14 protein-coding genes are annotated in these 11,577 nt (G+C 35.3%); 9 read left to right on the top strand and 5 right to left on the bottom strand.

Annotated features, from left to right (window positions below; genetic code table 11):
• Positions 1–2,662 (top strand): leucine-rich repeat domain-containing protein (locus ABXH34_RS14585; protein WP_353572618.1); only part of this gene is annotated, 2,662 nt, incomplete at its 5' end.
• Positions 2,663–3,059: 397 nt separating this feature from the next.
• Here the strand turns inward: ABXH34_RS14585 and ABXH34_RS14580 are convergent.
• The 4 genes from ABXH34_RS14580 to ABXH34_RS14565 all read right to left on the bottom strand — a co-directional run bounded on the left by ABXH34_RS14580 (position 3,060) and on the right by ABXH34_RS14565 (position 5,558).
• Positions 3,060–3,272, bottom strand: a complete 213-nt coding sequence (locus ABXH34_RS14580) for a hypothetical protein (protein ID WP_353572617.1) — start codon at positions 3,270–3,272, stop codon at positions 3,060–3,062.
• Positions 3,262–3,534, bottom strand: coding sequence for a BrnT family toxin (locus ABXH34_RS14575; RefSeq protein ID WP_353572616.1), 273 nt, complete (start codon positions 3,532–3,534; stop codon positions 3,262–3,264). Before ABXH34_RS14575 ends, ABXH34_RS14580 begins: the two co-directional genes overlap by 11 nt.
• Before the next feature lie 185 nt (positions 3,535–3,719).
• Positions 3,720–3,941 carry a type II toxin-antitoxin system VapB family antitoxin gene (locus ABXH34_RS14570; protein ID WP_353572615.1) on the bottom strand — a complete coding sequence of 74 codons (222 nt, stop codon included), beginning with the start codon at positions 3,939–3,941 and terminating at the stop codon, positions 3,720–3,722.
• Positions 3,942–4,619: 678 nt separating this feature from the next.
• Complete coding sequence (locus ABXH34_RS14565) at positions 4,620–5,558, bottom strand: hypothetical protein (protein WP_353572614.1); 939 nt, start codon at positions 5,556–5,558, stop codon at positions 4,620–4,622.
• A gap of 110 nt (positions 5,559–5,668) precedes the next feature.
• Here ABXH34_RS14565 and ABXH34_RS14560 point away from each other — a divergent pair, with 110 nt between their 5' ends.
• The gene (locus ABXH34_RS14560) at positions 5,669–5,869 is read left to right on the top strand and encodes a DUF8507 family protein (RefSeq protein WP_353572613.1); all 201 of its coding nucleotides are present in this window, start codon (positions 5,669–5,671) and stop codon (positions 5,867–5,869) included.
• Positions 5,862–6,272, top strand: coding sequence for a putative toxin-antitoxin system toxin component, PIN family (locus ABXH34_RS14555; protein WP_353572612.1), 411 nt, complete (start codon positions 5,862–5,864; stop codon positions 6,270–6,272). The genes ABXH34_RS14560 and ABXH34_RS14555 overlap by 8 nt, the downstream gene beginning before the upstream one ends.
• A 10-nt stretch (positions 6,273–6,282) precedes the next feature.
• On the opposite strand, the gene ABXH34_RS14550 is transcribed toward ABXH34_RS14555, so the two are convergent.
• The gene (locus tag ABXH34_RS14550; protein ID WP_353572611.1) at positions 6,283–6,606 is read right to left on the bottom strand and encodes an STIV orfB116 family protein; all 324 of its coding nucleotides are present in this window, start codon (positions 6,604–6,606) and stop codon (positions 6,283–6,285) included.
• Positions 6,607–6,696: 90 nt separating this feature from the next.
• Here ABXH34_RS14550 and ABXH34_RS14545 point away from each other — a divergent pair, with 90 nt between their 5' ends.
• From ABXH34_RS14545 to ABXH34_RS14520, 6 genes are all read left to right on the top strand, one after another.
• Positions 6,697–6,876, top strand: a complete 180-nt coding sequence (locus ABXH34_RS14545) for a hypothetical protein (protein ID WP_353572610.1) — start codon at positions 6,697–6,699, stop codon at positions 6,874–6,876.
• Positions 6,873–7,262: a type II toxin-antitoxin system death-on-curing family toxin gene (locus tag ABXH34_RS14540; RefSeq protein WP_353572609.1), complete on the top strand. Its 390-nt coding sequence runs from the start codon at positions 6,873–6,875 to the stop codon at positions 7,260–7,262. Before ABXH34_RS14545 ends, ABXH34_RS14540 begins: the two co-directional genes overlap by 4 nt.
• Positions 7,263–7,370: 108 nt before the next feature.
• Positions 7,371–9,860, top strand: a complete 2,490-nt coding sequence (cas10, locus tag ABXH34_RS14535) for a type III-A CRISPR-associated protein Cas10/Csm1 (protein ID WP_353572608.1) — start codon at positions 7,371–7,373, stop codon at positions 9,858–9,860.
• On the top strand, positions 9,860–10,252 hold the full coding sequence (csm2, locus tag ABXH34_RS14530) for a type III-A CRISPR-associated protein Csm2 (protein WP_353572607.1): 393 nt from the start codon (positions 9,860–9,862) through the stop codon (positions 10,250–10,252). The genes cas10 and csm2 overlap by 1 nt, the downstream gene beginning before the upstream one ends.
• Before the next feature lie 2 nt (positions 10,253–10,254).
• Entirely contained in the window at positions 10,255–11,094 is an 840-nt protein-coding gene (gene csm3, locus ABXH34_RS14525) for a type III-A CRISPR-associated RAMP protein Csm3 (protein WP_353572606.1), read from the top strand.
• A 1-nt stretch (position 11,095) separates the two neighbouring features.
• Positions 11,096–11,577: hypothetical protein (locus ABXH34_RS14520; RefSeq protein ID WP_353572605.1), on the top strand; the 482-nt coding region annotated here is incomplete at its 3' end.

Genomic DNA, 11,577 nt, shown 5'->3' with positions numbered 1-11,577 from the left:
GTACATTTACAGTGTATTGCTGTATTTGTGCTTTAGCAGTGTATTGTCCAAAGCTGACGAATGCACAACAGATCAATGCAATTACAATGTTTCTTTTGATAAAGCAGGTTATTATCTTGCTAAAGTCTCACTACCTGATTCAGGACAAGCAGGTATGTGGGGACTCACTATTTCTGTTAGTGCTGATGGCACTGAGCAACTGGGTTTACAAAATTTAAGTACAGGTTCAACTACCCATGTTGAAAATAATTTATCCAGCTGGGTCGCATTTTATTTACCTGAATCTCAAGCAATTAGCTTAACCCCTTATAACTATTTGCTTCCAGAGCAAGCCGTACTCGCTGCGTTATATCAGAATACAGAAAATGGGCGTGTTGCTTTTTACGAACCCACGTTAATCAATTCAGAACAGACACACATTACACCTGTTTTAGATGCAGGATTTTATGTCGCTGAAATCACCAGTATTGATGGACAAGATATTTATTCAGGTTTGGCGATACAAGCAGATAATTTGCTCAATATCATCAATGGGGGATGGATTGAACCGAATGTGCCTGAAGGCTTTATCTCATTTTATGTTTCACAGCCAACTACTGTTCAATTTGACTTAGCCTTTGGCGATAACTATTCAACCGTGGGTGCAAGCCAACCGCAACTAGATATTGATTTTATTAACATCTTAGGTGAACGGGAAACAAAATGGCAATTGTTTGATGGATTTGCCAAACCGATTGGCTTAGAAGTTGATCCAGAAAGCTTAACTGATTTAGAAATCATTCAGCAAGTAGAAAACATCATCGGTCAAGAATTAAAACAAATCAGTATCGATGAAGTGGCTGAAAAAACTTTACGCTTTGAACCCCTATTTATGGTTCGCCATTCTTTTAGAAATGGTTATACATTAGATGATGTGGGTAATGTGATTGGGTTTAATTTGAATAGAACAATTGGCAATCTCTCTCAAAAACAAGCTACCCAATTATTAGATTTACTATGCTCATTGAAACACTTATCTAAGCTAGGTCTTTATAATAATAGGATAGAGACATTACCATCAAAAATTGGACAGTTGGAGCACTTAACAGTTTTAGATTTACAATCTAACAACTTAATTGAATTACCCCCTGAAATAGGTCAATTACATAACTTAAGAGAATTAAACCTTTCTGACAATCAACTAACGGGTTTACCTGTTGAATTTGGACAGTTACAAAATTTGACAGAATTATTTATGCGTGGCAATTTTGAAAGCTTACCTGCTGAATTTGGACAATTACAAAGCTTAACAAAATTAAAACTATTTACAGCAGAAGTTACTACATTATTACCTGTCATTGCACAATTACCTAACTTAAATGAATTATATTTATCAGGTATCACAAGCTTACCGCCTGAAATTAGCCAATTGCAGAATATAAAAAAATTATCGCTATTAGGTAGCTTAACATCAATACCACCTGAAATTGGACAACTGACCAATCTCACCGTCCTAGATTTATCGGGGGATATAGAGGATGTAGGTGAAGCTTATTATGGTAGAAATTACTTAACACATTTACCACCTGAAATTGGACAACTACAAAATTTAACAAAATTAGATATTTCTGACTCTCAGCTAACTACTCTGCTACCTGAAATAACTCAGCTACCAAACCTAATCCAATTGGATGTTAGCAACAATCAATTAACTGCTCTGCCGCCTGAAATAGCTCAGTTACAAAACTTGACTCAATTGAATGTTGGTTTCAATCAACTAACCGCCTTGCCTACTGAGATTAACCAGTTACAAAGCCTAATCCAATTGGATACTAGCGACAATCAATTAACTGCTCTGCCGCCTGAAATAGCTCAGTTACAAAACCTAACTCAATTGGATGTTAGCAACAATCAAATAACCGCCTTGCCTACTGAGATTAACCAGTTACAAAGCCTAATCCAATTGGATACTAGCGACAATCAATTAACTGCTCTGCCGCCTGAAATAGCTCAGTTACAAAACCTAACTCAATTGGATGTTAGCAACAATCAAATAACCACCTTGCCTACTGAAATTAATCAGTTACAAAACCTAACCCAATTGGATGTTAGCTATAATCAATTAACCGTTCTGCCGCCTGAAATAGCTCAGTTACAAAACCTAACTCAATTGGATATTGGTTTCAATCAATTAGTTACTCTGCCCTCAGAAATTGGACAGTTACAAAGCTTAGAGACGTTAGATTTAAGTAATAACCAATTGACCACCTTACCACCTGAAATTGTTCAGTTGCAAAGCTTAACAGGATTATATTTATGGAGGAACCAATTGGCCACCTTGCTGCCTGAAATTGTTCAGTTGCAAAGCTTAACTGGGTTAGATTTAAGTAATAACCAATTGACCACCTTGTCGCCTGAAATTGTTCAGTTGCAAAGCTTAACTGGGTTAGATTTAAGTGATAATCAATTGACCGTCTTACCGCCTGAATTTGGGCAGTTGCAAAGCTTAAAGACGTTAGATTTAAGTAATAACCAATTACAAAACTTACCGCCTGAAATTGGACAGTTGCAAAACCTAGACTACTTGTCTATTGACGGGAATGATACTTTAATTTCACCACCATTAGACATTGCAAAGCAAGGTATTTCTGCGATCCGCGACTATTTCGCTAATCAAAACTAATCTTTCATTTTGGGGTAGCGCAATGTTGCCCCTTCTTAATCAAAATCCCCCGCAAAATTTGCAATTATTCATTTCTGGTCTATAACTTAATGCAATCCTTTTTATTTAAATTTTTGGAAACCGCATTATGACAATTAGAAAACCTTGGTACATTTTTTTCTCATTCCACTCACTGCGTGGAATGACTCATAGACGCACCTGCGTCATGATATTTTTCTGTGGACACACTGATTTTCATCCTGTCAAATCACGACGTGGTACATCGTCGCAAATTAAAATAACATTTTAAACAAGATGAAACGGATTTGAAGATAAGCAGCATTAAAAATCTTGTCTACCCAGTAATCTGTTAAATCATGTTCAGAAATAGACAGCCTAAACGGCTAAAGTATTATTTTTAGGAAGCCAAGGGCATACGGTGTTCTTTTGCATATTGGCGTAATGCTTGGTTTACTGCTTCTGAGTTTGGAAATAGTTGGTGTAAATCAGGTGCTATCATAATGATATTTGTACCTTCATCACGGTAACGTTTTGCATATTTACCGCGTTGTCCTGATTGTATTAATTCGGCTGAATATTCCGTTCTTAAAGTATCTTCTTCACTGTTCATAGGCTTTGCGCTCCTGACGTGTCATGTGGCGAGCTGAAATGATGCGGATAATATTATATCTTTCTGTATAAGAAACAACGAGATATTTTTCTGTTACTGATATTCCAAATACTAAATATCTCTCTTCAGCATGGGAATGGTCTGGATCACGGACATAAGCCGCATATTCATCGCTAAAAACTTCGGTGGCTTCAAAAAAGGATACATCATGTTTGTTTTTGTTGCTACGTGCTTTTGTTTCATCCCATTCAAAATCTATCAATATTTACTCAAATGAAATCAACAGCCTAAACGGCTAACGTCTGTGCGACTGCTGTAAGCTGGGGTGAGCAACAGATTGGCGATTAGTCTCAACAGCCTAAACGGCTAACATCTGTGCGACCAAACGGCGATATATTCGCTGTTTCCCAGGGACAAAAAAGTCTCAACAGCCTAAACGGCTAATATCTATTTTATATTCGTTGATAAATCAGCAGGGACTTGAATTGAACCTATCAGATGTTTTGCAAGGTCATAACACGTTTGATTGGTTTTAGGTTTGGGGTTTTCAGATTGCTGAGCAAGCCAAGTACGCAAAGCCATTTCAACAATTTCAGTATGATTTGAACGAGGATTGATTTGTTGTGCTTGGTGTATGAGCTTATCGTCAACGCTGATATTAAGCTGCATTTTCTTTTCCTTAGATTACAGAGAATACAACTGAGTTTAGCAGATAAATCGAAAGTATAAAAACAGCACTGTGAACAAAATCAAATGGCTTTTGAAGATAAGCAGGATTTAATCTTGAAAATCTTTTCATCCTGTAAATCCAGATTCAGACAAATAAACAGCCTAAACGGCTAACGTCTGTGCGACAGGTTTAATGATGTAAGACTGTTTTCTTATTTTCTAAGTCTCAACAGCCTAAACGGCTAACGTCTGTGCGACACTGGGGTGGAAAGTTCTTTTCGAAGAAGCAGTAAAGTCTCAACAGTCTAAACGGCTAACGTCTGTGCGACTGCACCCTTTTTACCCATTGTAAAATCAACAGGCTATAAGCGATTTCCGCGCCACTATGATTTGTGTGGTTATTTCGCATATCAAAATCCGCCAAAAGGGTAAAAATGGATAAACCTTAAGAGCTATAATACCAAAGTTTGCTGAAATTTCAACAATTCGCGCAGCTTTTTTTGCTAAAAAATATCAAAACCATCTTAACCGATTAATATTAAAGCACTTTCATTTTTCACCTTAATTAACCCTACAAAAAATAATTTTCTTATGCGAATCTTTAAAATTCAATTGGTTATAAAAACATAATAATTTCAAGCAATTAAAAATTAACATTCAAAATCAAAAAGTTAAAAACTACTCTCTATTTTTATCATACGTCACATCAAAGGTGTGTGGTTGATAATCATCCGTGCTGACATACTGAAATTCACGCCCATCCTCCAACGCAATAATCGCCCCTGCAATCCCTGCGGTTTTTTTCCCACCCGTAATATCAATTAAAATATCCCGATTACGCACCTTCTGCTTTAACAAAAAATCATACGCCTGCTGCGTCGCCTCCGCCAATGCCTTAATATCCTCAGAATTCACACTCTCAGGAAAATCAACACCTAACTCATGATACGCTTTAACTTGGATATTTTGCTTATCAACAGGCAATAAATACGTCAATAAATCCTTAAAACAAGACACAAATTTCATCGTCTCTTTATCAGGCGGAATAATAATCACATACTGCAACCGCTCCAAATGATACACAATTGACTCAAGCGGCATCCGCCAAGAATGTCTTGGAAACGCAACATCCATATCAATCGTTTCTAACTTATGCCGACACTGCGACTGCTGCAATAGATTTTCTATCGGTTTGGTATTTGCGGGACTTAAATATAAAATCAATGCCTTAGCCTTAGCAGGTTGATGCTCTGGCTCAATAGTTGCCCGCAATGACTTTGGATAATATCGTGCATAAAATACCAAAATAATCAGTAAAATTGGAAAAATCGACCATAAAACCAACTTTTCAGGAATTTCAGAAATCAAATCACAAGAAATAGTGGCGCATAAATTACTTTTAAAATCAGCAATATAAATATCAAAACCAGTCCATTGCAAAACTGTTATAAAATGACCAGACAAACTAGTATTTATATAACCAAGACTAATATCTGCAAACCAACCCAATGACACAATAAACAACACTGTAATCATAATAGTCAAAGGATTGGCAGACCCTAACAAATTAGTCAGAATAATAATTGCACGTTTTGACTGATAATCAAGATGTCGCATTTTATACTCCTAAAACCAAATATCCATTAAAGTTTACTTAATAATCAAATATTGACAGCGCAATTTCCGACAGATATGCTTAAATATAATCAAATCACTGAGAAATAATCATGACATTACAACAACCTTTAAGCAATTTACAACTCGAATTACTCAAATTATTTGCCCACAATGTCACAGAAGAGCAATTACAAGATATAAAAGAGATACTCGCCCAATATTTTGCAAAACAAGCCATTCAAGAAGCTGACAGAATATGGGACGAAAAAGACTACACTCAAGATACGATGGAACAATGGCTACATGAATAAATTTGTACTTGATACCAACGTATTACTTGTTTCCATTTCCTCAAAATCAAAATATCATTGGATGTATCGTACACTACTTGAGCAAAAATATGATTTATTTATCAGTAACGAGATATTAACTGAATATGAAGAAATTATTGGATTAAAATACAACCCTTATACTGCTGAACGTGTGGTCAAAAGTTTACTGTCTCTTTCAAATATTCATTTTATAACAGTACATTACCGCTGGCATTTAATAAAAGATGACAAAGATGATGACAAATTTGTAGATTGCGCTATTGCCTCAAATGTAAACTATATTGTGACAGAAGATAAACACTTTAATATTCTGAAAAATATAGAATTTCCAAAGGTTAATGTTATATCTATTGCGGAATTTAAAAAGTTGATAATGTCTTAAAAACCTATCATTACTCAGATAAATAACGCAACAAGCCAAATTCATAAGATAACTGTGAAATCTCCGCTTGCGTTAACTCCCGTGTATCTGGCAAACGTTTTTTAATCCGAAAAATTAAAGCCCTATCCTGTGGCTGCATCGTAATGCTAATCCGTTGACAAATAATCTCTTTTTCCAACAACTGCGAAAGCAACTGCGCGGTACTCTCATGTCCAATTGCTGAAATAAAATCAGTTTCAACTAATTTCCTAGCATCCATTAATGAAACAGGCAAAAACTGCCACTGCCCATAAGCGGTCAAAACAGGACTATTTAACAAAAAAAGGGGATTCATTAAAAATTAACCTCAACACCACAATAATACAGAAATATCAACTATACTATAAAAATATGACGGTCAACATGCTAAAGAATAGTGTAAAAAATGGAAATCAAACAAGAAATCGTACAAATAGTCAATAAATTACCTAGTGAAGCGTTAGATGAGCTTTTACAACATCTACGTAAAATAGAAGCATCGACTCAAAAAAAGATACATATATCATCAAACTTAAAAACCATTTTGAATGAAGACCGAACATTGCTTGAAAAGCTAGCAAAATGATAGATTATCAAGATGTTATTGAAATTCACCAAGCTTTATTAAAAGAATTTGGTGGTTCAGAAGGAATTAGAGACGAAAATGCGCTGAAATCTGCACTTGAAAGACCCTTTAGTGGTTTTGGTGAAACCCTGTTTTATCCCACTCCTGAAGAAAAAGCAGGTGCAATTTTAGAAAGTATCATTAAAAACCATCCATTCATAGACGGTAATAAAAGGACTGGCTATGTTTTAATGCGTTTATTGTTGATGCACTTTGACAAGGATATACAAGCAACGCAAGATGATAAATACGACTTTGTTATTGCGGTGGCATCAGGTAAATTAGACTTTCAAGAAATTGTAACTTGGATAAATCTGCGAGCAAATCCTGCCAATAACTACTCATAAACCTATTTAAAAAATATAAGCTTGACATCCATGCAGCTTTTTAGCTTGACAAGATAATACAACAACTCTACTATTTAATCACAATTAAAAGCCTATAAATAGACAATAATGAATAAAGAAAATCATGAAAAACAACAAGTCGTATTGGCTGCACTGATTCATCATATCGGCATATTTTTCTATCATAGCAATGGTGGCGAAATTACTGAAAATACGGCAAAATTCTGTGATAAATTACAAGCACATAATCCCGCTTTAGAAAAAATAGCACTTTGGAAACAACTGGCAACTGAAACCACAGATTCGCACTTAAAACAACTTATTAAAGAGGCTCATTATTTCGCTATTTCCGAACAAAATGACAAAAACAATCCAAATACCCATTATTTACAATCAATACTAGAAAAAATCACTTTAAACCAAAATGATATAAATCAAAAAACAAATTATTACTTACCTTTAACCGCTTTATCCTTAGAACAAAAATCAATTTATCCAATTCAAAACACAAATAAAACAGCCACGCAAGATTATAAAAATTTAGAAACGGTATTTTGGAACGCTTTTGATAAAACGCCTCATTTTAACCAATTAACTCATAACACACTTCCACATCTTGCCTATAATTTATTAAGCTTATTTGAACGTTTTTTCTCTCAAGTTCCTGCCTTAGAAAATACAGAAAAAAATACAACTTCAGATATTTCATTATTTGACCATTTACGCGTAAAAGCTGCGATTGCCGAAGGTTTATATGAATTTCATCAAAAAGATAGTTTTTCTAATACAGACTTTAGCAATGAAATAACAACAAAATGGTCATTAATTTGTGGAGATTTCTCAGGGATTCAAAGCTTTATCTATAACATCGTACACAAAAATGCAGCCAAAGCCCTACGCGGTCGCTCACTGTATATTCAACTATTATGCGATGCGGTTTCACAACATTTAACCCAACAACTAAACCTATTCCCAACCAGTCAAATCTACTCATCAGGTGGAAAGTTCTATTTACTGATTCCGATTGATAAAGTGGAAAAACTCAAACAGGAAGTCGTTAAAATCAATGAAAAATTACTGGCGGAATTTCGTGGTTTAGTGTTCTTAGGGATTGGTAGTGCAAATGTCTGTGCTACAGATTTTTTTGGTGGCAATATGGGTGATAAATGGAAACAAGTCAGTGAAGATTTGATGCAAGATAGATTGCAGCGTTTTAAACCGTTGATTGTAAAAAATACTGATTTCTTTGAACCAATTAGCCTACATTTTTCTGATAAAGTAGATAAACAGTTCTGTGAGGTTTGTGGACGGGATGACGTAGCGGCAGATTTACGAAAAACATCTGATGATAAAGTGATTTGTAGTCAATGTCATAGCTTAGAAAAACTAGGAAAAAGTTTACATACCCAAGATCATCTTTATTTTTTATGGAAATGGGATAAAAATCAACAAATAAATACAGGTTTACGCATTCCACTATTATTTTGTGACTTGTTTATCCTTGAAAAATCACAGCTTGAAAATGTAGCTATACAAACAGCAAATGATCGTATTTTCTTGGAAAAAATAAACCATTTTGATAACACTGCATTAACGACAGATTTAGCTAAAAATATTAATGTGGGATTTCGGTTTGCTGGGATTTGGAATAACGAAAAAAATCAATATCTTGAGAAATTAGAATGCTATCAGCAGCAACAAGAACAAGTGGGATTTGATTTTAATAATTTTGCAGAATGTAGTACAGGTATTAAACGCGCTGGCATTTTGCGTATGGATGTGGATAACTTAGGGCAAGTATTTGTAAATGGATTAAATTTTGAAAATAAAACAATGGGTTCATTATCACGAGTTGCCACATTGTCCAGACAACTTAATTTATTCTTTTCAGGTCATTTAAATGAATTACTAAAAAAATACCAAAGAACGCAAATTATCTATGCAGGCGGCGACGACTTATTTTTGATTGGATCATGGGATGAGTTGCCCGACGTTGCCCATGAAATTAGAACCCAATTTACCCAATATTGTGCTGAAAATCCTAACTTTACTATTTCAGGTGGTATCGCAATGGTTCGAGGGCGTTATCCGATTTCCCGAGCGGCTCAGTTGGCGGGTGAACAAGAATCTAAAGCTAAAAATTTAGAATATATCAGTTTAAAAACCAAACAAGATAAAACCAAAGATACATTTTGTTTTTTAGAAACGGCGATTCCTTGGGAAAGATATGAGCAAATCGTAGAATTTAGAGACAAAATAGAGAGTATTATTCAAAAATCAGATAATCGAGCAATTATTGACCGTTTACGCCAAGTTGTATTGGCTATGCAAGAATTTGAGCGTTTATCAAAAAAACAAGATAAAGATGTTAATGAGATTAAACAATTGGTTATGTGGCAAAAGTGGCGATGGCGGCTGGTTTATAACTTAGCACGTATGGCTGATCGTTATCCAAACTCCGATATAGAACAAGAACTTGAATATATTAAAACCATTATTTTTGAAGACAGAATTGGCGATAGCAAGCTAACCGTATCGCATTGGTTGCCCTTGCCTGTACGATGGGTTGAATTTTTAACCAGAAAAGGACGTGCATAATGTCAAAACCCACGCATGAAGAAATTGAAATAATTATTACTCAGCATGATGTCAGTGCAGCCGCGAAATTAGTGACTTGTGCCAGTGATTTTGGAGATTACTTAGCAAATACTAAGAAAGTGACAACCACTCAAATTCGTAATGCTTACGGTAGTATGAAAAAGTTAGAAATGGCGGGCTGGAATGAACAAACTGCACAAGGCTTATTATTGTTAAAACCTCGTTTAGCCTATGCAGCTGGGCGACATAAAGGCGGAGTTAAAGATTTGCAAGAAGTCATCAGCCAAGCAATTGATTTTGTAATTAATACAGAAGATAAAAAATCTTTTGAACGTTTTTGTCAATTTTTTGAGGCAATTGTTGCTTATCACAAATGTCATGGAGGTAAATAATAATGTCAAATGAAATGACCGTTGAAGAACTAAAAGCACAGCAGAAAGCTGCAAAAACGCAAATTCACAGCAAAATCTTCATAAATGGGCAAATTATCGCACAAACGGGTTTACATATTGGTGGCAACTCGGTCAGCATGGCAATTGGTGGGGCGGATAATGTCGTTGCTCGCGACCCAATTAGCAATAAACCTTATATTCCCGGTTCATCGTTGCGTGGCAAAATACGTTCATTATTAGAGCGTTTACACGGTTTGGAAGACCAAAATTCAGAATATGGCGGGTTTTCATTTGAAAAAGGTCAAGCGATGTCGGGAAAAAATCCTGATACTTTGTTAGGTAAATTGTTTGGTATTGCGGCGGATAATAATAGTGAAGAAAAACAACGTGTCACGCCAACCCGTTTACTTGTCCGCGATGCACACTTGAGTGATGAAAGTGCAGAAAAATTGAAAAACGCACCCAACTTAGATATGCCAATGACTGAAGTCAAAACCGAAGTTGTGATTGATCGCATTACGTCGGCTGCCAATCCACGCCAGTTTGAACGTGTTCCCGCAGGTGTAAAGTTTAATTTTTCATTGATTTTGACCTTATTGCAACAAGATGATGTAAAACAACAAAAACAGTTTTTCGATTTAATTTGTACAGGCTTAAGATTATTACAAGAAGATGCGCTGGGTGGTCATGGTAGTCGTGGTTATGGACAAGTAAAATTTCTAATTGAACCATTAACTTATAAAGAGCATACACATTATATAGAAGGTAAAGATGCACAACCTTTTACAGGTTTTAAGATTCCAGCAGAATTAAAAGTACCTGAACTTGAACAAGCGGAATAATATGAAAACAATCGCTTACCGTCTTTTTTTCAAAACCCCATTTCATTTAGATGAACGTGGGACTGGTTTTTATCAGCATAGCAATACGTTTATTCGTTCTGATATGTTGTCGGCGGCGATTTTATCGTCTTGGAAAATGTTGGATTCAAATTTGGCAGAGTTGTATTTTCGAGAACCGCCTTTTTTACTTTCTTCCTGTTTCCCCTTTTTTGAACATCAAACGCCTGAAAATCAGAACTCTCCTGATTGTCACTATTTTCTACCACGCCCTGTTATGGACAAAGCGGTTAATTTAGATAAAGAATATTTAGGACGCAGCAAGGAAATTAAAAAAATTGAGTGGTTAGAAAAAAGCATTTGGGAGAAAAGTGCTGATTTTCAATTGGTTGATAACAAGTGGGAGAGCAAGTACTGGAATTGGAATCACGATTTTTGTGAGAAAGATAAAGAATATACAATTATAGAAAATAATCTATTATTACC

It is taken from the genome of Candidatus Albibeggiatoa sp. nov. BB20 (assembly GCA_016744725.1).
Taxonomy (GTDB): Bacteria; Pseudomonadota; Gammaproteobacteria; order Beggiatoales; family Beggiatoaceae; genus Albibeggiatoa.
This window is presented reverse-complemented; position numbering and strand designations above follow the sequence as displayed.

Coding starts and splice junctions, on each gene's coding strand:
- ABXH34_RS14580 (WP_353572617.1), bottom strand. CDS start 3,272: ATGAACAGTGAAGAAGATACTTTAAGAACGGAATATTCAGCCGAATTA.
- ABXH34_RS14570 (WP_353572615.1), bottom strand. CDS start 3,941: ATGCAGCTTAATATCAGCGTTGACGATAAGCTCATACACCAAGCACAA.
- ABXH34_RS14565 (WP_353572614.1), bottom strand. CDS start 5,558: ATGCGACATCTTGATTATCAGTCAAAACGTGCAATTATTATTCTGACT.
- ABXH34_RS14560 (WP_353572613.1), top strand. CDS start 5,669: ATGACATTACAACAACCTTTAAGCAATTTACAACTCGAATTACTCAAA.
- ABXH34_RS14555 (WP_353572612.1), top strand. CDS start 5,862: ATGAATAAATTTGTACTTGATACCAACGTATTACTTGTTTCCATTTCC.
- ABXH34_RS14550 (WP_353572611.1), bottom strand. CDS start 6,606: ATGAATCCCCTTTTTTTGTTAAATAGTCCTGTTTTGACCGCTTATGGG.
- ABXH34_RS14545 (WP_353572610.1), top strand. CDS start 6,697: ATGGAAATCAAACAAGAAATCGTACAAATAGTCAATAAATTACCTAGT.
- ABXH34_RS14540 (WP_353572609.1), top strand. CDS start 6,873: ATGATAGATTATCAAGATGTTATTGAAATTCACCAAGCTTTATTAAAA.
- cas10 (WP_353572608.1), top strand. CDS start 7,371: ATGAATAAAGAAAATCATGAAAAACAACAAGTCGTATTGGCTGCACTG.
- csm2 (WP_353572607.1), top strand. CDS start 9,860: ATGTCAAAACCCACGCATGAAGAAATTGAAATAATTATTACTCAGCAT.
- csm3 (WP_353572606.1), top strand. CDS start 10,255: ATGTCAAATGAAATGACCGTTGAAGAACTAAAAGCACAGCAGAAAGCT.